The organism is Gordonia jacobaea, assembly GCF_965344965.1.
GTDB classification, from domain to species: domain Bacteria; phylum Actinomycetota; class Actinomycetes; order Mycobacteriales; family Mycobacteriaceae; genus Gordonia; species Gordonia jacobaea.
This window is the reverse complement of record NZ_CBDRLS010000004.1, coordinates 137,598-157,201: the sequence shown is the minus strand read 5'-3', so window position 1 is coordinate 157,201 and position 19,604 is coordinate 137,598. Positions and strand designations below refer to the sequence as shown.

17 protein-coding genes and 1 pseudogene are annotated in these 19,604 nt (G+C 65.5%); 10 read left to right on the top strand and 8 right to left on the bottom strand.

From position 1 onward, the window contains the following. From ACRVY7_RS14815 to ACRVY7_RS14805, 3 genes are read right to left on the bottom strand one after another with little or no spacing between them, the layout of a single operon-like run. Entirely contained in the window at nt 1-447 is a 447-nt protein-coding gene (locus ACRVY7_RS14815) for an SRPBCC family protein (RefSeq protein ID WP_431817612.1), read from the bottom strand. Next, nucleotides 447-881 (bottom strand): ArsR/SmtB family transcription factor, encoded by a 435-nt coding sequence (locus ACRVY7_RS14810; RefSeq protein WP_431817611.1) that lies wholly within the window; start codon nt 879-881, stop codon nt 447-449. The genes ACRVY7_RS14815 and ACRVY7_RS14810 overlap by 1 nt, the downstream gene beginning before the upstream one ends. Then, nucleotides 878-1,357, bottom strand: a complete 480-nt coding sequence (locus ACRVY7_RS14805; RefSeq protein ID WP_431817610.1) for an SRPBCC domain-containing protein — start codon at nt 1,355-1,357, stop codon at nt 878-880. Before ACRVY7_RS14805 ends, ACRVY7_RS14810 begins: the two co-directional genes overlap by 4 nt. A 190-nt stretch (nt 1,358-1,547) precedes the next feature. Here ACRVY7_RS14805 and ACRVY7_RS14800 point away from each other — a divergent pair, with 190 nt between their 5' ends. The 6 genes from ACRVY7_RS14800 to ACRVY7_RS14775 all read left to right on the top strand — a co-directional run bounded on the left by ACRVY7_RS14800 (nt 1,548) and on the right by ACRVY7_RS14775 (nt 7,553). Next, a complete protein-coding gene (locus ACRVY7_RS14800; RefSeq protein WP_064870695.1) occupies nt 1,548-2,204 on the top strand; it encodes a class II aldolase/adducin family protein in 657 nt (218 codons plus the stop codon). Between the two features lie 123 nt (nt 2,205-2,327). Further along, entirely contained in the window at nt 2,328-3,674 is a 1,347-nt protein-coding gene (locus ACRVY7_RS14795; RefSeq protein ID WP_431817870.1) for a flavin-containing monooxygenase, read from the top strand. Nucleotides 3,675-3,738: 64 nt separating this feature from the next. Further along, nucleotides 3,739-4,191, top strand: coding sequence for a RidA family protein (locus tag ACRVY7_RS14790; RefSeq protein ID WP_064870697.1), 453 nt, complete (start codon nt 3,739-3,741; stop codon nt 4,189-4,191). After that, nucleotides 4,188-4,862 (top strand): DUF1028 domain-containing protein, encoded by a 675-nt coding sequence (locus ACRVY7_RS14785; protein ID WP_431817609.1) that lies wholly within the window; start codon nt 4,188-4,190, stop codon nt 4,860-4,862. Before ACRVY7_RS14790 ends, ACRVY7_RS14785 begins: the two co-directional genes overlap by 4 nt. 50 nt (nt 4,863-4,912) lie before the next feature. Next, nucleotides 4,913-6,073, top strand: coding sequence for a M20 family metallopeptidase (locus ACRVY7_RS14780; RefSeq protein ID WP_431817869.1), 1,161 nt, complete (start codon nt 4,913-4,915; stop codon nt 6,071-6,073). Further along, nucleotides 6,063-7,553 carry an aspartate ammonia-lyase gene (locus ACRVY7_RS14775; protein WP_431817608.1) on the top strand — a complete coding sequence of 497 codons (1,491 nt, stop codon included), beginning with the start codon at nt 6,063-6,065 and terminating at the stop codon, nt 7,551-7,553. Before ACRVY7_RS14780 ends, ACRVY7_RS14775 begins: the two co-directional genes overlap by 11 nt. On the opposite strand, the gene ACRVY7_RS14770 is transcribed toward ACRVY7_RS14775, so the two are convergent. Beyond that, nucleotides 7,489-8,106, bottom strand: coding sequence for a TetR/AcrR family transcriptional regulator (locus tag ACRVY7_RS14770; RefSeq protein WP_049698923.1), 618 nt, complete (start codon nt 8,104-8,106; stop codon nt 7,489-7,491). The genes ACRVY7_RS14775 and ACRVY7_RS14770 overlap by 65 nt on opposite strands. 271 nt (nt 8,107-8,377) lie before the next feature. Here ACRVY7_RS14770 and ACRVY7_RS14765 point away from each other — a divergent pair. Further along, nucleotides 8,378-10,472 (top strand): annotated as a pseudogene (locus tag ACRVY7_RS14765) (oxidoreductase). A 26-nt stretch (nt 10,473-10,498) separates the two neighbouring features. Beyond that, nucleotides 10,499-12,193, top strand: coding sequence for an amidohydrolase (locus ACRVY7_RS14760; RefSeq protein WP_431817607.1), 1,695 nt, complete (start codon nt 10,499-10,501; stop codon nt 12,191-12,193). Here ACRVY7_RS14760 and ACRVY7_RS14755 read toward each other — a convergent pair. After that, entirely contained in the window at nt 12,187-13,098 is a 912-nt protein-coding gene (locus ACRVY7_RS14755) for a LysR family transcriptional regulator (protein ID WP_049698920.1), read from the bottom strand. The two genes, ACRVY7_RS14760 and ACRVY7_RS14755, sit on opposite strands and share 7 nt — an antisense overlap. Before the next feature lie 138 nt (nt 13,099-13,236). Here ACRVY7_RS14755 and ACRVY7_RS14750 point away from each other — a divergent pair, with 138 nt between their 5' ends. Continuing rightward, complete coding sequence (locus tag ACRVY7_RS14750; RefSeq protein ID WP_431817606.1) at nt 13,237-14,772, top strand: APC family permease; 1,536 nt, start codon at nt 13,237-13,239, stop codon at nt 14,770-14,772. Here the strand turns inward: ACRVY7_RS14750 and ACRVY7_RS14745 are convergent. From ACRVY7_RS14745 to ACRVY7_RS14735, 3 genes are read right to left on the bottom strand one after another with little or no spacing between them, the layout of a single operon-like run. Then, nucleotides 14,753-16,321, bottom strand: a complete 1,569-nt coding sequence (locus tag ACRVY7_RS14745; protein WP_431817605.1) for a GMC family oxidoreductase — start codon at nt 16,319-16,321, stop codon at nt 14,753-14,755. The two genes, ACRVY7_RS14750 and ACRVY7_RS14745, sit on opposite strands and share 20 nt — an antisense overlap. After that, entirely contained in the window at nt 16,318-17,118 is an 801-nt protein-coding gene (locus ACRVY7_RS14740) for a purine-cytosine permease family protein (RefSeq protein ID WP_431817604.1), read from the bottom strand. Before ACRVY7_RS14740 ends, ACRVY7_RS14745 begins: the two co-directional genes overlap by 4 nt. Continuing rightward, nucleotides 17,025-17,738 carry a purine-cytosine permease family protein gene (locus tag ACRVY7_RS14735; RefSeq protein ID WP_431817603.1) on the bottom strand — a complete coding sequence of 238 codons (714 nt, stop codon included), beginning with the start codon at nt 17,736-17,738 and terminating at the stop codon, nt 17,025-17,027. Before ACRVY7_RS14735 ends, ACRVY7_RS14740 begins: the two co-directional genes overlap by 94 nt. 327 nt (nt 17,739-18,065) lie before the next feature. Between ACRVY7_RS14735 and ACRVY7_RS14730 the strand changes: the two genes are divergently transcribed. After that, nucleotides 18,066-19,562, top strand: a complete 1,497-nt coding sequence (locus tag ACRVY7_RS14730; RefSeq protein ID WP_431817602.1) for an aldehyde dehydrogenase family protein — start codon at nt 18,066-18,068, stop codon at nt 19,560-19,562. The last annotated feature ends 42 nt before the right edge of the window (nt 19,563-19,604 follow it).

The following is a 19,604-nucleotide window of genomic DNA, read 5'->3' as shown; positions in this document are numbered from 1 at the left end:
TCAGTGCCAGTCGCTGACCGCGACGTCGCGCGGTGCGGGTGTGCCCTTGCCCGACTCGATCATCGCCTTGAGACTCATCAGGAACACCGCCCACTTGGTGCTGCAGTGATTCATGAACGGCACCTGCTCGCGCCAGCCGTCGTGACTGAACATCACGATGGCGTAGTCGCCCTCCTGGCGAAGCGACCACGTGATGGTCGTGCCAACCCATTCGTCGGGGCCTTCGATCACGCGCCATCGCACCGACTCCGCCGGAACGGTTTCGAGTACCTCCATGTCGAATCCGCCGACCGGTGGAAAGCGGAATTCGAGACGTCCACCGGCCGCACCGTCACCGCTTACGTCTTCTGTCCACCAGCCCGCCAAGCCGTCGATGGTGGTCAACGCGTCGTAGACGTCTGTGGTGGTGGCGCCCTCGACGCCGATTCTGTGCAGGATGCTGCTCATCAGTTACCCCCTTGATCGTTGTGTTCTGGACGGTTCTCTTGTGGACGGTTCTGTTTTGGAGGTTGGCGTTCTGGTTTGCCCTGGTTGCGGGCCTGCTGCAGCGCCTCCGCGATGCCCTTGATGCGGTGGAGCCGGGCATCCCACGCGGCCCCGACGGATTCGAGCTGTGCGGCTGCCTTGGCAAGCTGAGCCTTGTCGACGTCGTAGCGTCGCTCACGTCCCGTGGACGTCGCTTGCACGAGCCCGACTCGGTCGAGGACTCCGAGGTGCTTGGCAACTCCCTGACGGCTGACCGGAAGCTGCTCACTCAACGACGTCGCCGTACCCCCGTCGTCAGCGAGAAGAAGGTCGACGATGCGGCGGCGCGTCGGATCTCCGATGGCCGACCACAGTGCGTCGTCGACGTCGCCTACTGATCCGCGACGACTCGTCACGACGCTGCTTCCATACCGGCAACGTAGGTCACCAGTCGAGGCAGGAAGAAGCTCCAGCCGTCGATGTGTTCACGAAACTGCCGTTCGAGTTCTGCTTCCTCCCAACCTCTTTCACGGAATCCCGTCTCGGTCATCGTCAGCGTCGTACCACTGCCCGACGCGGTGAGGGCGAAGGTGACGAGCAACGAGTTGCCCGCGACCGGGTCGTCGCCGGGCTGGTGAGTCCACCGGAACGAGAACGTGCGTGGAGGATTCGACTCGACGACGGTGAACTGCTGCACGATCTCGCCACCATCGCCGGTACGGAACACCAACTCGCCGGGCGACCCCGGTTCGAGTCGGTATCGAGCTTCATCGGGCCACCACTGTGCGACATGCTCGGGCGAACTCACGACGTCGAACACGATGTCGGGCTCGGCGTCGATGTAGAGCTCTCGCACGAGGGTCCCCACCTCTGAGTCGGTCAGCTTGTCCATAGCTCCTCCTGCAACCTTTGGTTGCGTACGAATCTACGGCTCCTTGACTCAACACGCAACCATTAGTTGCATTCAATGAGCTGCAATGAATCAGACCGCGACCATCCGGGGACCCCCGGAATCAGATCGAGATGAGGAGCCACAGGCGTCTCACTGCGGCGAAGCCATTCGACCGACTACCGTCAAAGAGGTGGACATCGTCGATCAGCGCGTACCCCTGTGCGTCGCTGCGCATCAACTCGCGGCCGCGGGCACGTCGCTGAGCACCGGCGGCAACCTCTCCGTCCGCGTCGGCGATCGCGTGCTCGTCACACCGCAGGGTGCTCGCCTCGGCTCCGTCCAACCGGATCAACTGGTAGTCGTCAACATGGACGGCTCGGTGATCGAAGAAACCCGCTACCGCCCGACGGCAGAACTCGGATTCCACCTCGACCTCTACCGGTCGACCTCCGCCTCGGCGATCGCCCACGCCCACCCGATCGCGTCGGTCGCGGTGTCGACGATCACCGAGCTCCTCCCACCGATCCACTACGACGCCGCCATGGTCGGCGGCTCGGTACGAGTTGCTCCCTACGCGGTCTTCGGAAGCCCGGAGCTGAGCGAGGGCGTGGTGGCTGCATTGTTCGAGCGCACCGCGGCATTGATGCGCAACCACGGGTCGGTCGCGATCGGCGGCAACATCGAGACCGCGTGTGAGCACCTCGGCGTCGTCGAATGGCTCAGTGAGGTGTATCTGAAGGCCGTCAGCGCCGGGGCGCCCGCGATACTCAGCGACGACCAGCTCACCGAGGTCGTGGCCACCGCGGCCCGCCGGGCCTACCAGCCCTATCCCGGTCGCGACCGCTGAGAACGCGGCCCGACCCTGCATCGACTGAACCGATGTAATACCCAGGATATCTCTGCTGTACAGATGCAGGTGGTCCGATGATCATTGAGTCAACGACAACGCATGCAACAGCGGAGGTACGAGATGGTGGAGTTGGCTACGCCGGGGACCCAGACACCCGCGGGTACCGCGGCCACACAGGTCGAGGTGCTCGTCGTGGGCGCGGGGCAGGCAGGTATCGCGATGAGCGAGCACCTCACGGCTCAGGGAATTAACCACCTCGTACTCGAGCGCGATCGCGTCGCCGAACGCTGGCGTACGTGGCGCTGGGATTCGTTGGTCGCCAACGGTCCCGCGTGGCACGACCGCTTCCCCGGACTGGAGTTCGACGTCGATGCCGACGCGTTCGCGACCAAGGATCAGGTCGCTGACTACCTCGGCTCCTACGCCCAGCGCATCAACGCACCCATCCGCACCGGCGTGGAGGTGACATCGGTCCGTAAGAAGCAGGGCGAGAACGGCTTTCGCGTAGAGACCTCGGACGGGCCGATCGAGGCGGACTTCGTGGTCGCCGCGACCGGCGCTTTCCAGACCCCGGTCATCCCCGCCGTCGTGCCGCGCGATGCACCCTTCCATCAGATCCACTCCAGTGACTATCACAACCCGCAGCAGCTCCCCGAGGGTGGCGTTCTAGTCGTCGGCGCGGGGTCGTCGGGCGTGCAGATCGCTGCGGAACTGCGCGCGTCAGGCCGCGAGACGTACCTCGCCGTCGGACCGCATGATCGCCCGCCACGTAGTTACCGTGGTCGCGACTTCTGTTGGTGGCTGGGCGTTCTCGGAAAATGGGATGCCGCGGCACCTCCGGCGGGTGCAGAGCACGTGACCATCGCCGTCAGCGGCGCGGGCGGAGGGCACACCGTCGACTTCCGGCAGCTCGCCGCCGACGGAATCACCCTCCTCGGGCGCGCGCAGGCATTCGACGCAAGCACCATGACGTTTGCCGCGGATCTGCGTACCAATATCGCGAACGGCGACGCAACGTACCTCGCGATGCTCCGAGAGGCCGACGACTACATCGAGCGCAACGGCCTCGACCTCCCCGCGGAGCCGCAGGCCCACGTCCTGGGACCACTCCCCGACTGCGTCACCGACCCGATCGCGCAACTCGACCTCGCCGCCGCCGGGATCACGTCCATCGTGTGGGCGACAGGCTTCGCCTACGACTACGGCTGGCTGAAGGTCGACGCCTTCGACGAGAAGGGCCGCCCGGCACACCAGCGCGGCGTATCGGGCGAACCGGGAATCTACTTCCTCGGACTGCCATGGCTCTCACGTCGCGGATCGAGTTTCATCTGGGGCGTATGGCACGACGCGAAGTATCTGGCCGACCAGATCGCCATCCAGCGGGGCTACCGGGCCTACCGGCCGGAGCAGGTCGACGCCGCCGCACCGTCGGACTCCGATGCGCTTGCCGCGCAGGCGGTTTCCTGAACTCCCCGTAATCCGCCAACACGCAATCCAGCCACTCCACAAAACCTCAGCACGGGAGCAACCCATGAGCGCAGCCGTCAGCCCTGACGTCACCCACACCCGCATCCGTCCCTTCAACACCCGCGAGACCTACCCGGAGCAGAACCTCGACAACGACCTGTGCCAGGCCGTCGTCGCAGGCGGCGTCGTCTATCTGCGCGGGCAGATCGGCCAGGATCTGGACACTCGCGAATCGGTGGGCATCGGCGACGTCGAGGTACAGGCAGAGAAGGCCATGAGCAACATCGCGATGCTGCTCGACGAGGCGGGCAGTTCGCTGCGCGACATCGTCAAGGTGACCGTGTATCTCACCGACATCCGTTACCGCGAGACGGTTTATCGGGTGATGGGCCGCTGGCTCAAGGGCGTGTATCCGGTGTCGACCGGACTGGTGGTCGACGCACTCGCGCGGCCGGAATGGCTCGTCGAGATCGACGCGACCGCAGTGCTCAGCGAGCCGAGCGGAGCGGCACGATGACGATGTCGCTCGTCGCGCGCGACCCCGCGAGTGGCGCATTCGGCATCATCGTCTGTTCGTCGAGTCCCGCGGTGGCAGCGCGCTGCGCCCACCCGCGGGCAGGTGTCGGCGTGGTCGCGTCGCAGAACGTCACCAATCCCGCGCTCGGCCCCGCGGTGCTCGACCGGCTTTCCGACGGCCTCGACGCCGAGAAAGCGCTCACCGCAGCACTTTCCACGGAGCAACACCCCGAGTACCGCCAGGTGAGCGTCGTCGACGCGCACGGGCACACCGCGCTGCATTCCGGCGCACGCAGCTTGGGAACCTACGGTGGCGTCGAGGGCGACCAGTCCGTGGCCGCCGGCAATATGCTTGCCGACCTGTCTGTGCTCGAGTCGCTGCTGACCGGCTACGCCGACAGTGTCGCCGACGCATTCGAACAACGACTGCTCGACGGCCTCCGCGCAGCGCTCGACGCCGGAGGCGAAGAAGGACCGGTGCACTCTGCCGGCCTCCTGGTCGTCGAGGACGTGCCGTGGCCCGTCACCGATCTGCGCGTGGATTTCGCCGACGATCCGCTCGACGACCTCGCTTCGCTCTGGCAGATCTGGCAGCCACAGAAGAACGACTACCGTGTCCGCGGCGTCGACCCGACGCGTGCGCCCTCCTACGGAGTTCCGGGAGACCTGTGACCACCATCGACACCACCCCCGATCGATTCGACGCCGAACTCGGCAGCCGCATCGCGTCGGCGCACCCGGGTCTGATCGCGCTCTCGCACGACCTGTACGACAATCCCGAGACCGCCTGGGAGGAAACCTATTCGGCAGCTCGGGTGGCCGGCTCACTCGCCGACGGCGGCTTCACAATCGTCGAACAGTTCTGCGACCTCCCGACCGCATTCACCGCGACGCTCGGCAGTGGTGACCTCCACGTCGCACTCTGCGCCGAATACGACGCACTGCCGGGACTCGGCCACGCCTGCGGACACAACCTCATCTCGGCGATCACCGTCGGCACGGCACTTGCATTGGCACCGATCGTCGACGACCTCGGTCTGACACTGACGGTCATCGGTACCCCCGCGGAAGAAGGCGGCGGCGGCAAGATCGAACTGCTCGAGCGCGGCGGATTCGACGCTCAGCACGCCGCCGCGATGGTTCATCCCGGACCGGCAGATGTCGCACGCGCGCGGCCATTCGCCGTGTCGCACAGTCACATCGACTACCACGGCAAGTCGGCGCACGCTGCCGCCTATCCCGAACGTGGCGTGAACGCCGCAGATGCGTTCACCATCGCCCAGGTGGCCATCGGCCTTCTGCGCCAACAGCTTCCCGCGTCGGTGCGCGTACACGGCATGATGACACGCGGCGGCGAGGCACCCAACTCCATCGCCGAGCACACCGAGGGACGCTGGTATGTCCGCGCCGAAACGCTCGCCGAACTCGCCGAAGTCGAACCGCGCGTCATGCGATGCTTCGAGGCGGGCGCACTCGCCAGCGGCGCGACGCTCACGGTGACCCCGGAGTCGAAGCCGTACGCCGAGTTCCGCACGGACGAAGAACTTCTCGGCCGCTACGAGCAGCGCGCCCTCGCGGCCGGACGCCGTTTCGGCTCCGGTCCCGACGCGACCATGGCGCGTGCGTCGACCGATATGGGCAACGTCTCGCAGGTACTGCCGGCGATTCACCCCTACATCGGCATCGACTCTCTGCCCGCGGTCAACCATCAGCCCGAATTCGCCGCTGCCACACTCACACCGGCAGCAGAGACTGCGATCGCTCAGGGCGCGCTCGCGCTGGCGGGAACCGTCGTCGACGCCGCCGCGCTCGATACGATCCGCGACAGGCTTCTGGCCAACGCCACCCGCTCGACACACACAGGGGCAACAGGTGACCACTGACGCCGCGGGTGCGGTTCGCATCGAGCACGACCTCCTCGGCGATCACGCGGTCCCCGCCGACGCCTACTACGGGGTGCACACGGCACGGGCGATGGAGAACTTCCCGATCTCCGGCGTCCCCATCTCCACTCACCCCGACCTCATCGTCGCCCTGGCGGCGGTGAAACAGGCTGCCGCAGAATCCAATCGCGAGCTCGGACTACTCGATCCCCCGATCGCCGACGCGATCATCGCGGCATGCAGCGAAATCCGCTCCGGGTCGCTTCACGAGCAGTTCGTCGTCGATCAGATCCAGGGCGGCGCGGGGACGTCGACCAACATGAACGCCAACGAGGTGATCGCGAACAGGGCGCTCGAACTGCTCGGGTACCGACGCGGCGACTATCACGTGCTTCACCCGCTCGAACACGTCAACCTCGGACAGAGCACCAACGACGTCTACCCCACGGCAGTGAAGGTGGCGCTGGGAATCGCTGCCCGTGGACTCTCGGATGCCCTGCGCGCACTGGCGGCCGAATGTGCCGACAAGGCAGTGGAGTTCGGTGACATGCTCAAACTCGGACGTACGCAACTACAAGATGCTGTACCGATGACTCTCGGGCAGGAGTTCGGCGCGTTCGCGGTCACCATCGGCGAGGACGCCGACAGGATGGACGAGGCGATCTCGCTCATCGCCGAAATCAATCTCGGCGGCACCGCGATCGGCACCGGACTCAACGCCCACCCGTCCTACGCCGCGCAGGCATGCGAACGTCTGCGACAACTCACCGGCCTGCCGCTGACCACTGCGGGAGACTTGGTCGAGGCGACGTCGGATGTCGGCTCCTTTGTACAACTCTCCGGTGTCACCAAACGTGCCGCGGTGAAGCTCTCGAAGATCTGTAATGATCTGCGCCTGTTGTCTTCTGGTCCTCGCGCGGGCTTCGGCGAGATCGTGCTTCCCGCCGTTCAGGCCGGATCGAGCATCATGCCGGGCAAGGTCAACCCGGTCATCCCCGAGGTCGTGAACCAGGTGGCCTTCGAGGTGATCGGCAACGACCTCACGGTGACCCTCGCCGCCGAGGCAGGTCAGTTGCAGCTCAACGCTTTCGAACCGACCATCGCGCGGGCGCTCCTGTCGTCACTGACCCATCTGCGCGCCGCGGTCCAGGTTCTCGGCGAACGCTGCATCCGTGGCATCACCGCGAGAGAAGAACGCATGCGCGCAGCGGTCTACGGCTCCGCCAGCATCGCCACCGCACTGAATCCGGTCCTCGGCTACGAGGCGACCACCGCGTTGGTCGCGGAGGCGGTGGCAACCGGAGCGTCGATTCCCGATCTCGTTCGACGCTCCGCACTGCTCGACGACACCACGCTCGACACCGCACTACACCCCGACAACCTGTGCCGGCCACACGATTCGGCGCGTCGAGACGTCAGCGGGAATGCTCGTCGACGACGAGATCAGGACACCGCAGCGCTGCCTGCAGATACTGCGTAACGGCGCTGCGGGCACTCGCGGCATCCAGCGCCCTGGTGCGCCCGACGAGATGGATGCCGCACCCGTCTTCGAGCGCCACCGCAGCCCTGGCGACCAGTTCGCTGTCGACGTCGGCGAAGACACCCGCCGCGATGCCACCGTCGATTGCCTCGCGGTACAGCGAGGTCTCGAGGTCGAAGAGCGTCGACATCAGTTCGGCATGTGCGGGTGAGCGCGCACTGTAGAGATGCAACTCGTACAGCGCAGGTGACATCGGATCGTCGGGGTCGCAGATTCCGAGTTCGACGAGCCTTGTCAGGGCAGTCACCGGATCGTCGACGTCGGTGGCGGCGGTACGTCGACCCTCGTAGAACCGCGTGACCGCGGCCTCGTGCACCGCGAGCAACAACTCGTCGATGCCGGGAAAGTAGTAGGTGATCGACCCTGGCGACAGACCCGCCGCGTCGGCGACGTCTTTGATACGCAATCCCATGAGTCCGCGCGCGGCGATCGCACTCGTCGCGGCGTCGACGATCTCGGCGCGACGTGCGTGCTGATTGCGTGGACGTGCCATACGTCCCGATACTGCCGCCATGCATCGGGTCGGGGCAACTCCGCTGATTACATCGGTTCTCCCGATGAACCAATTCGGAAGTTCACACCGTGAGATGTCCGCAACAGGGCTGCCCGACGGGACAAACCGCGATACCGTCACTTCATTCTTTGCGATTGACCTCAAAGAATGACACGAGTCGCCGCCACTGCCCGACGCCGACTCCACAGCCAACAACTGACTCACTGCGCCAGGCGTTTTCACGCCGCAGCACCTCTCGACGGAGATCCACATGCGCGACCATCGCTACGACATCCTTTTCGAACCTGTCCGGATCGGACCGGTCACCGCCCGCAACCGGTTCTTCCAGGTGCCGCACTGCAACGGCATGGGATACCGCGATCCGTCGGGCGAGGCGGCGGACGAAGGCCGAGGGCGGGTGGGCCGTGGTCTGCACCGAGCAGGTCGAGATTCATCCGACGTCCGATATCGGACCGTTCATCGAGCTCCGCCTCTGGGACGACCAGGACATGCCCGCGATCGCGCGCATCGCCGAGCAGATCCACGAGGGCGGAGCGCTCGCGGGAATCGAGCTGGCGCACAACGGACTCAACAGCCCCAATCTCATCAGCCGCGAAACTCCGCTGGCACCACAGCATCTCCCCGTCGTCTCGTGGAATCTCGATCCGGTGCAGGCCCGTGCGATGACAAAGGCCGACATCGTCGATCTGCGGAAATGGCATGCGGATTCGGTGCATCGGTCACTGAAAGCCGGCTACGACATCGTCTACGTCTACGCGGGACACGCAATCGGCGGTCTGCACCACTTCTTGTCGCGCCGGTACAACAATCGCACCGACGAGTACGGCGGCAGCCTCGAGAACCGCGTTCGACTCATCCGCGAGATCCTCGAGGACACCCGGGAGATCGCCGACGGGAAAGCCGCTGTCGCATGCCGGATCTCGGTCGACGAACTGCTCGGCGACGACGGCATCACCCGCAGCGAGATGGAAGACGTCTTCGGACTGATCGGCGAGCACCCCGACCTCTGGGACCTCGTGCTCGGAAGCTGGGAAGACGACTCGGTCACCTCGCGCTTCGGCCCCGAGGCCGAGCAGGAACCGTACGTCACCGGACTCAAGCAACTCACCACCAAGCCGGTTGTCGGCGTAGGCCGCTTCACTTCTCCCGACACCATGGTCCGGCATGTGAAGTCAGGCATTCTCGACCTCATCGGCGCCGCACGGCCGTCTATCGCGGATCCCTTCATGCCCAACAAGATCGAACGCGGTGACCTCGCAGACATCCGCGAATGCATCGGCTGCAACATCTGCGTGTCCGGCGATTTCACCATGTCGCCGATCCGGTGCACGCAAAATCCCACAATGGGCGAGGAATTCCGGCGCGGCTGGCATCCGGAGCGCATCTCGGTGAAGGGCTCAGACTCCTCGGTGCTCGTCGTCGGTGCGGGACCTGCGGGCCTCGAAGCCGCACGCGCACTGGGTAATCGCGGGTATCCCGTGACGCTCACCGAGGCGAGCCGCGTGCTCGGTGGCCGTGTGGCCCGCGAGTCGAAGCTTCCCGGGCTGTCCGCATGGATTCGCGTCATCGACTATCGGCTGCAGCAACTCGACCGTCTCGACAACGTCGAGGTCTATCGCGAATCGCCGATGAGCACCGACGACATCCTCGAGTTCGGCTTCGACCACGTCGTGATCGCGACCGGTGCGTCGTGGCGTAACGATGGCGTCGGTCGCTGGCACACACATCCCATCGAGATCGATTCCAGCACAGCGGTCTTCACTCCGGACGACATCATGGCCGGAGCCCGGCCCGCCGGCAAGCGCGTCGTGCTGTTCGACGACGACCACTACTACCTCGGTGCCGTCGTCGCGGAGATGCTCGCCAAGGAAGGCTTCGCGGTCACGCTGGTCACCCCGGTCCCGCAGGTGTCGCAGTGGACCACCAACACCATGGAGGCTCACCGCATTCGCGCGCGGATCATGGAGGCTGGCGTCGACGTGCGCACCGACACCGCGGTGACCGCCGTCGACGCCACCGGCGTACAGACCGCATGCCGATTCACCGGGCGGACAGGGCATCTCGACGCCGACGCCGTCGTCATGGTGACCGCGCGCCTCCCCCACGACGAGCTCTACACACAACTGCACGAGCGCAGCGACGACTGGGCCGCGGCCGGAGTTCGCAGCGTCACCGGTGTCGGCGACGCCTGGGCGCCGTCGACCATCGCCGCAGCAGTCTGGTCGGGACACCGATTCGCCGAGGAACTCGACGTGCCACGCAACGACGATCCGGTGCCGTTCCGCCGGGAGGTCACCCAGTTGTCGATCGAGCCGGTGTTCAGTACGCCGGTCTCGGTGTCCTGACGGACCCACGGATCACAGGAGTGGTGATGTACGCAGATCACGTTTTCACCAACGCAGCGGTGTGGCAACCACTCGGTATGCCACCGGCGACCACTGTCGCCGTGTCCGACGGCACCATCGTCGCGATCGGGTCGGACGTCGACCGTGACCTCGTCTCGGCGCCGACCGTCATCCACGACCTCGCGGGAGCAAGCCTGCTGCCGGGGTTCATCGACGCGCACGTGCATCCGGTGGCCGGCGGACTCGCAGCGCTGCGCTGTGATCTGTCCGAACTCGCACACGATCGCCGAGGCTACCTCGACGCGATCGCGGCGTACGTGGATTCACACCCCGACGCTCCGGTCATCACCGGAAGTGGTTGGTACGGCGATGCGTTTCCCGGCGGTCTACCCACGCGTGCCGACCTCGACGAGGTCGTCGCCGACCGGCCCGCTGTGCTCTCCAGCCACGACGGACACGGCGTGTGGGTCAACAGTGCAGCACTGGCGAACGCCGGAATCGACCGGCACACGCCCGATCCGACGGGTGGGCGCATCGAGCGTGACGCCGCAGGCGAACCCACCGGCGTCCTCTTCGAGCGCGCCGCCGACAGTGTGCAGGCGCTCGCACCCGAGATCGACGACGCCGTACTGCGCGAGGCACTGTTGACGGCTCAGCGTCGGCTGCACTCCGTCGGCGTCACCGGCTGGCAGGACGCGGGCGTCGACATCCCGGCATTCGGACTCTCCGACACACTCGCGACGTACCTTGCCGCCGACGAGGCGGGAGAGCTGACCGCACGGGTCTGCGGAGCGCTGTGGTGGGCAGCCGAACAGGGACTCTCGCAGATCGACGTACTCCGCGAACGCCGGGCGGTCGCGCGACACGGCCGCCGGTTTCACGTCGACACCGTCAAGGTGATGCAGGACGGGATTTGCGAGAACTGCACTGCCGCAATGCTCGCGCCCTACTCCGACCTACCGACGGGCGCCGATCCCACCGGACTGTCCTTCATCGACCCGGCAGAACTGAACGAGGTCTGTGCACTCCTGGCACGCGACGAGTTCCACATTCACATGCACGCCGTCGGCGACCGCGCGGTCCGCGAATGCCTCGACGCGCTCGGTGCCGCGCGCGCGGCCAATCCGCAGTTCGATGCGGCACACCAGATCGCACATCTGGATGTGGTTGACCCGCAAGATATTCCACGGTTCGCAGCGCTCGGCGTGATGGCGAACATCCAGGCACTGTGGGCTCGCCGCGACATCGAGATCGTCGAGCGCAAGCTCCCGCTACTGGGCACCGACCGCGAGCGATGGCACTTCCCCTTCGGTTCGATCAGCACGGCCGGTGGGACGCTGGCGATGGGCAGCGACTGGCCCGTCACCGACCCCAATCCGCTGTGGGCCATCCACACCGCAGTGAATCGGACCGGTTCTGATGCGGATCCGCACGCCATCGGCACCGACGCTCGCACCGTGCCCCTCATCGCCGAGGAGGCGCTCAGTCTGCGGACCGCCGTCGACGCCTACACCATTGGCGCGGCGCGCGCCGCACACTGCTCACAACACGCCGGTTCGATCGAGATCGGAAAGGACGCCGACCTCGTCGCACTCTCGGGTGACATCTCAACTGCCCGGGACATCGGTTGCCTCACAGCACAACTGACGATGGTCGGTGGCGATCTCGTTGGCGGTAGCGCACTCGGCGAGGTCGTCGGCGGCAAGGCGTCAACTCAATGAACAGTGTTGTCACCGAACAGATCTCGGCACAGTTCAGCGACGACCGCGGCGCGCCGGGTCGGACGCGCGGCAATCGCGTTGAGCAGGACCATCGTGAGCGCGGGGGTCTCGTCGGCGATGGGTATCGCCGCAACCTGGTGTCCGTCGAGCGCCATCGGTACGGCGGCCTGCAGGTTGAGCACCGTGTACGCCAACCCGCGTCCCACGAGTGCGCGGCACGTCTCGACGGTCGTCGAGCGGTAGCGCACAACGGGTTCGACGCCTGCATCAGCGAATACCTGCCGAAAATAGTCGCGGCTATGCGGCAAGTCGAGTAACGCCATGGGTTCGTCGGCCAGGTCGGCGAGCCTGACCTTCCGCCGTTTGGCGAGTCGGTGCGAGCCCTCGACCAGCACGTAGGGCGGCACGCGGCGTAGTGGCCATCGTTTGAGTCGCGGGTCGTCGACAAGGTCGTATCCGATACCCATCTCGAATGTTCCGTCTGCGACGCCCTCGGCGAGGTCGGCCATATCGACCTCGGTGGTCAGCAACTCCAGATTCGGCAGCTTCTGGGCTGCCACGGACAACAACTCAGGAAGCAGGTACGGCGCCATGACCTCGAAGCAACCGATCGTGAGGGTTCCGGTCAACGATCCGCCCAATCCGTGTGCGACAGAACGAAGATCGGCCGCCGATGCCAGCAACTGGCGACTGGCGACGAGGAGTTGTCGACCCGCGGGAGTCAGCGTGATGCCCTTGGCGTGGTGACGCACCAGAAGCTGAATGCCCAGTGCGCCTTCGAGGTCGGTCAGCGCAGTCGACATCGCTGACTGGGACAGATGCACGGCAGACGCCGCGCGGGTGATACTCCCCGCCTCGGCCACGGCGACGAAATACTCCAACTGACGCAACGTGTAATCAGCCACGACGACCTCACAGACGATCCGGACGCGGCATCGGCTCCATCAATGCCGATGCGCAAGAACCCCGACTCTACAGAACCTTGCTTCATCTCGACGGCCATCTGACGCCGCGCGATATCCACCTCTCCGAGGAGTACCTCCATGACACTCTCGCATTCCGACCCGGGACGGACACATTCGGGACAAGTAGGCCCCGGTCCCGCTCACCCCGACATCGAACCAGCAGGCCCGCACCTCCGACATTCGTTGCGCCGCTTCGACGTTCCGATCATGATCCTGTCGGCGCTGATCAGCCTCGACATGGTCGGCGAGATCTCGTCGTTCGGCGGCGAGACCTTCACGTGGCTCGTCGTGTTGGCGCTGCTGTGGATGGTCCCCTACGGCCTCGTCACCGCAGAGCTCGGTAGCGCATTTCCCGACGAGGGCGGATTGTTCGAGTGGGTCAAGCGCGCCTTCGGACGTCTACCCGCATCGATCGCCACGGTCATGTACTGGTCGATCAACCCGTTGTGGATCGGTGGGTCCCTCGCCTTCATCAGCACCGAAGCATGGAGCACGTTCATCCATCCGATCGGTTCGGGCACCGCGGGCGATTTTCTCTTCAAAACGCTCTTCGTCGTGGCAGCTGTCGCAGTCACCCTGCTGTCGATGCGTCTGGCCCGCGCCGTGCTGCAACTGGGTACCTACCTCAAGCTGATCCTGGCCGCCGTGTTCCTCGTGACCACGGTTGTCTATGGAATTCAGCACGGATTCAACGGAATCGGCTCGGTCACCTGGTCGCCCACGCTCGGCGGCTTCCTCGGACTCGTCCCACTACTCCTGTTCTCCCTCGTCGGCTTCGAGGTTCCCAGCCAGGCAGGCGGCGAGATGCAGAATCCGCAGCGCGACGTTCCGCGCGGTATCGCGATGAGTGGATGCATCGGTCTGTTGGTCTACGCGCTCCCGGTGTTGGCTCTCCTGCTGGTGTTGCCGAGCGACAAGATCACCGGCATCGGCGGTTTCATGGCAGCCCTCGACACCGTCTTCGGTGTCTACGGCTCGGCAGCGTCGATCCTCGTGAAGGTTGCGGTGATCGCGTTCATCATCGCGCTCGCGATCACGGGCGCCACCTGGGCGATGGCCGCGAACCGCGCGTTGGCTGTCGCGGCAGGCGACGGTGGCTTCTTCCCCTACTTCGCCAAGTTCGACGCCAAGACAGGGTCGCCGCTTCGGGTCGGCATCTTCACCGGAGTCATCGCCCTGGCGTTCATGATCGTCGGCGTCATCTTCTCCGGCGGCGACAGCGCGGCAACGTTCACGGTGGTACTCACCATCACCATCTCGACATCACTGATCGCCTACCTCTTCGTCTTTCCCGCCGCATTCCGCCTGCGCATCAACCATTCCGAGACGCCGCGGCCCTACGCCGTGCCCGGCGGCACGATCGGCATGGGCATCGCGTCGGGACTCGCGACGTTCTGGGCGGCGCTCGGAGTCTGGGTAGCCGTGTTCCCCGGCACGCTGGAGAAGCTGTTCGGCCTCGACTACGAGTTCCTCGACACCTGGAACGTCTCTCGCGTCCGCTTCGAGGCGTTCACACTCGGAACGCTGGCGGTGCTCACCGTCATCGCCGTCGCCGGCTACCTCGCCGCGCGAAGGTCGCGCCGGAGCACGTCACTCACTGTCGAGCAGCGATGATCTCCGCGGCGCGTTCGGCAACACTCATGATGGTGCCGACAGGATTGACCGACGTGAGCGTGGGGAAGACCGAGGCATCGACGACGCGCAGACCGCTGACACCACGAACGCGCAGCGATGGGTCCAGCACGGCCATCGGGTCGTCGTCTGATCCCATCCTGCAGGTTCCGGACACGTGGTAGACCGTCTGATGCGTGGCCCGCAGTGCCGACGACAGTTCGTCGTCGGACTGCAGGGCCTCGCCCGGAAACACCTCGCGCACAACCCACTTCGACATCGGCGCGGTCGCGGCGATGCGTCGTGCGGCACGAATACCCGCCACGAGCATCGCCTCGTCCACGCCGTCGGGGTCGGTGAAGTAGCGGTAGTCGATCGACGGCGGAGTCGACGGATCGTCGTCGACGATCTGGACTCGGCCACGGCTGCGTGGTTTGGCGACGTTCGGCGCGATCGAGATGATCCGTTCAGGCATGTCGACGCCGTAGCTGACGGCGTGGTCAGCGACGGCCTCGACCGGGAAGTGCATGAGGACGTCTGGACGTGCTGGACTCGATTCGTCGACACGCAGCGCAGCACCCGCATCCCACCCGGTGGCACACGTCGACGGCACGTCGCGATCGGTCTCCCAGACGATGAGACCCTCGGCATGATCCATCAGGTTCTCGCCGACGCCGGGTGCGACGACGCGCACCGGCACTCCCGCCCGGGTGAGCACGTCACTCGGACCGATCCCCGAGCGCTGCAGCAGGGCGGGTGAAGCGATCGCACCTGCGCACACGATCACTTCGCGCGTCGCGAAGTGATCGCTCACGCTACCGTCGCGCGCGACGGTCCGCACTCCGACGGCGCGGTCGCCGTCGAAAATGATCGAACTGGCCAGTTCATGGTGCAGCACAGTCAGATTGGGCCGCTCGGCGAGTACGGGGTGCAGATAGTGCACCGACGTCGACGATCGCAGGTTGGATTCGGGGGTATACCCGATGTCGAAGAAACCGGACCCCTCACCCGTCTCGGCGAAGTCGGCGTCGTGGTTCCAGCCTGCTCGCGCCCGCAGATCGAGAGCCGAGCGAGCAGCGTCGACGACGTCGGCGACGTACGGATTGCGGTCGGCTTCTGCGACCGGCGCAATGGGCGTGACGAGCTTGTCGAAGCAACGGCCGAGCGTGTCGGCGTCCCAGCCGTCGGCCCCCAGCGCGACCCACTCGTCCATGTCCGCGCGCAGCGGTCGCCACGTGATCATCGTGTTGGCCGTCGCGCAACCTCCGAGGATGTGCATGCGCGCCTGACGGATTCCGGAGTTGCCGCGCTCCTGCGGCACGCTGCGGTAATCCTGGTCGTACTCGCTCTCGAGCATCTCCGCCCAGCGTCGAATCGAGCGGGCGCGGGGTTCGTGCTCGTCACTCGGACCGGCCTCGAGGACCGTGACCGTCACCGCGGGATCCTCACTGAGGCGGGCCGCCACGATGCAGCCTGCGGTGCCGCCTCCCACGACGAGATAGTCAGTGACACTGGGTATATCAGGGGCACCGGGGTTGTCAGGCTGGCTCATGCCGCCGGCTCTGACGCCAGGTTCGCGCTCGCCAACGCCTCGCTCTTACGGGTGGTCATCAGGACGTAGTAGAGGGGGCAGATGACCGCGAGTCCGACAATCCACGAGATGTCGACGCCGCCAATCTCTTTCGCCAGCGGTCCGGTCCACAGTGTTGTCGACAGGAACGGAATCTGCACTCCGATACCGATTGCGTAGCACGCGATGGCGATCCAGTTGAATCGGCCGTACACGCCGCCATCGCGACGGAAGAGTGACTCGATGTCGTACTCGCCGTGGCGCAGGAGGTAGTAGTCGACGAGATTGACCGCGGTCCAGGGAATCAGGACGCACAGCAGCAGAGCCAAGAAGTTGGCGTAGTTGGCCAGGAAGTCGTCTGCACTGAGCAGTGCGGGCAACATCGCGAGGGCGAACAGCACGAGCGCGATGACCGCACGACTCTTCGCCTCAGCTCGCCATCGGGGAAAGATGTTCTGTCCCACGGTGATCGTCGAGAGCGCACCACAGTAGAGGTTCATGCCGTTGGTGACGCTGATACCGACGGCGAAGACGAGGAACAGCCCCGTCGAGATCCCATGGGTCAACGTGCCCATGCCTGTGAGGGTGTCGGAGTCGGGCAGTGCGGCGCCGATCAGCACACCGAGCAGCATCGGAAGTACCGACCCGAGAACACATCCCGCATACGTTGCCCAGAAGGCGGTCTTCACACCGGTGTCGCGCGGCAGGTAGCGCGTGTAGTCCGAGACGTAGGGCGCATAGGCGATCTGCCACAGGGCCGCCGCGGAGAACGTCGCCATGAAGCCCGCCCAGGTGAATCCGTCGCTGTGCCAGTATCAGTCGGCAGCCCGTTGACGCCGATCATCCAGATGAATGCGAGCAGAAGGGCCAGACCTGCGACAACTGACAGCACTGCCGCCATCGAATGAATCAGCTTGTAGCCGATCATGGTCACGACGACGCTGATGGCACCGATGATGAAGATCGCCCAGTTGTCCGGCAGCCCGGTCACTTCGGCAAAGGCCTTGCCGCCGAGCACCGCGTTCGACGCGAAGAAACCCAGATACATGAAGACGACGAGGACCACGACGAGCAGGCTGCCGAGCGAACCGAATTGCGCTCGGGTCTGGAGCATCTGGGGCACACCCATCTGCGGACCCTGCGCCGCGTGCAGTGCCATGACCACACCACCGACGAGGTTGCCCGCGACCACCGCGATCGCGCCCGCCCAGAAGGGCAGCCCGAACACGGTGGTCGCCAGAGCGCCGGTGATGATCGTCAGCAACATGATGTTGGAGCCGAACCACACGGTGAAGATGTCGCGCGCCCGGCCGTGGCGCTCGTCGTGCGGAATGTGGTCGATGGTGCGGCGCTCCACCGACGGAGCTGAGCCCGTCGACGGCTGGGTTGACGTGTTCATCGGGAGATACCTCTGCTCTGTTGCTGTGTTGCCCAATGCGGGTGTGTCTGTGCGGGAGTCACGGGTGAGTGACTCGGATGGAATCGCGGCCACGGCGTCGGGGCTGTTCAGCAAGTATCGGGGTGACCGCTATCACCGGGAAAACAGAAACTTCCGGTCTTTTACATCTGGAGAACAGATGACTTTCGACGCCCCACCACTTCTCGGCGCGGACGGAGAGCACAACCACCCCAGCACACCTTGCATCGACCAGGCCGATGTAGAAAGTCAGATAAATCGGCGCCGCCTGATCTATCGCACACCCGGAAACCCGGTCACGATGGAGTCATGACCGATCTACCCGACCTCACCTCCATCGACTGGTCCGCACGCGCCGGAGAGCTCACCTTCTGCTCGGAGGCGTTCATCGGCGGCCAGTGGGTTGCCGCGCAGTCGGGCACGACCTTCGACGTGGTGAATCCGGCGACGGACACCGTGCTCGCCTCCGTCGCCGCCTGCAACACCGAGGACGTCGACGCCGCTGTTGTCGCTGCGCGTCGCGCCTTCGACGACGGGCGCTGGTCGAAGCTGCCCGCCGGCGAGCGCGGGGCGATACTCATCCGCTTCGCCACCTTGATCGAACAGCACGCCGAGGAACTCGCGACGCTCGTGACGCTGGAGATGGGCAAGGCGATCCGCGATTCCTACGAGGTCGAAGTCCCCGGCGCCGCAGCCGTTTTCCGCTTCTACGGCGAGGTGGCCGACAAGATCCCGGGCGAGTTGCCCCCGACCGCAGACGGCAGCGTGGCCATGGTTCGCCGAGTGCCGCTCGGCGTCGTCGGCGCCGTTGTTCCCTGGAATTTCCCGCTCGACATCGCGGCGTGGAAGGTTGCCCCCGCCCTGGCCGCGGGCAACACCGTCGTACTCAAACCCGCAGAGGAGAGCCCACTTTCGGCTCTCCGCATGGCCGAGATCGCCCTCGAAGCCGGCATCCCACCCGGCGTCTTCAACGTCGTACCCGGCCTGGGCGCCGACGCCGGTCGCGCGCTCGGGCTCCATCCCGACGTGCAGTGCCTGACATTCACCGGCTCCACGGAGGTCGGAAAGAAGTTCTTGGCGTACAGCGCGGAATCGAACATGAAGCAGGTCTGGCTCGAGTGCGGCGGCAAGAGTCCCAACCTGGTGTTCGCCGACTGCGCCGACCTCGACGCCGCCGCAGAAATGGCCTGTTTCGGCATCTTCGGCAATCAGGGCGAGGTCTGTTCCGCCAACAGCCGACTACTGGTGCAGCGCGAGATACTCGACGAATTCGTCGACAAGGTCGTCGAGAAAGCCGCGGCGTATCGGCCGGGCGACCCGCTCGACCCGGCGTCGACGACGGGCGCCATGGTGACGCGCAAGCAACTCGACCTCGTCCTCGGCTTCGTCGATCAGGCACGCGTGGACGGACGAATAGCACTTGGCGGCAACCGAATCGGCGACGTCGGATGCTTCATGGAACCCACCGTCGTCGTCGACCTTCCCGCCGATTCGACTGTGATGACCGACGAGATCTTCGGCCCGGTGCTGTCGGTGATCGCGTTCGATTCCGAGGAGGAGGCCGTCGCCCTGGCCAATGACACTCCGTACGGGCTCGCGGCATCGGCATGGACGTCGAATCTCGACCGCGCACTACGGATGTCGGACAGTCTGCACGCCGGAACCGTCTCGATCAACACCGTCGACGCCCTCTCTCCGGGAACGCCTTTCGGCGGCTTCGGCGCGTCGGGGTTCGGTTCGGACCTGTCGGTCCACGCAATCGAGAAGTTCACCGGACTCAAGACGACGTGGATCGCGCGCGGTTGAGAATCACGTCCGCGAGGTAACTGACACAGCTGATTCAGCACT

Excerpts from the sequence above, each read along its gene's own strand:
- ACRVY7_RS14815 (WP_431817612.1), bottom strand. The coding sequence starts at position 447 with ATGAGCAGCATCCTGCACAGAATCGGCGTCGAGGGCGCCACCACCACA.
- ACRVY7_RS14805 (WP_431817610.1), bottom strand. The coding sequence starts at position 1,357 with ATGGACAAGCTGACCGACTCAGAGGTGGGGACCCTCGTGCGAGAGCTC.
- ACRVY7_RS14795 (WP_431817870.1), top strand. The coding sequence starts at position 2,328 with ATGGTGGAGTTGGCTACGCCGGGGACCCAGACACCCGCGGGTACCGCG.
- ACRVY7_RS14790 (WP_064870697.1), top strand. The coding sequence starts at position 3,739 with ATGAGCGCAGCCGTCAGCCCTGACGTCACCCACACCCGCATCCGTCCC.
- ACRVY7_RS14785 (WP_431817609.1), top strand. The coding sequence starts at position 4,188 with ATGACGATGTCGCTCGTCGCGCGCGACCCCGCGAGTGGCGCATTCGGC.
- ACRVY7_RS14770 (WP_049698923.1), bottom strand. The coding sequence starts at position 8,106 with ATGGCACGTCCACGCAATCAGCACGCACGTCGCGCCGAGATCGTCGAC.
- ACRVY7_RS14760 (WP_431817607.1), top strand. The coding sequence starts at position 10,499 with ATGTACGCAGATCACGTTTTCACCAACGCAGCGGTGTGGCAACCACTC.
- ACRVY7_RS14750 (WP_431817606.1), top strand. The coding sequence starts at position 13,237 with ATGACACTCTCGCATTCCGACCCGGGACGGACACATTCGGGACAAGTA.
- ACRVY7_RS14745 (WP_431817605.1), bottom strand. The coding sequence starts at position 16,321 with ATGAGCCAGCCTGACAACCCCGGTGCCCCTGATATACCCAGTGTCACT.
- ACRVY7_RS14740 (WP_431817604.1), bottom strand. The coding sequence starts at position 17,118 with ATGGCGACGTTCTCCGCGGCGGCCCTGTGGCAGATCGCCTATGCGCCC.
- ACRVY7_RS14735 (WP_431817603.1), bottom strand. The coding sequence starts at position 17,738 with ATGAACACGTCAACCCAGCCGTCGACGGGCTCAGCTCCGTCGGTGGAG.
- ACRVY7_RS14730 (WP_431817602.1), top strand. The coding sequence starts at position 18,066 with ATGACCGATCTACCCGACCTCACCTCCATCGACTGGTCCGCACGCGCC.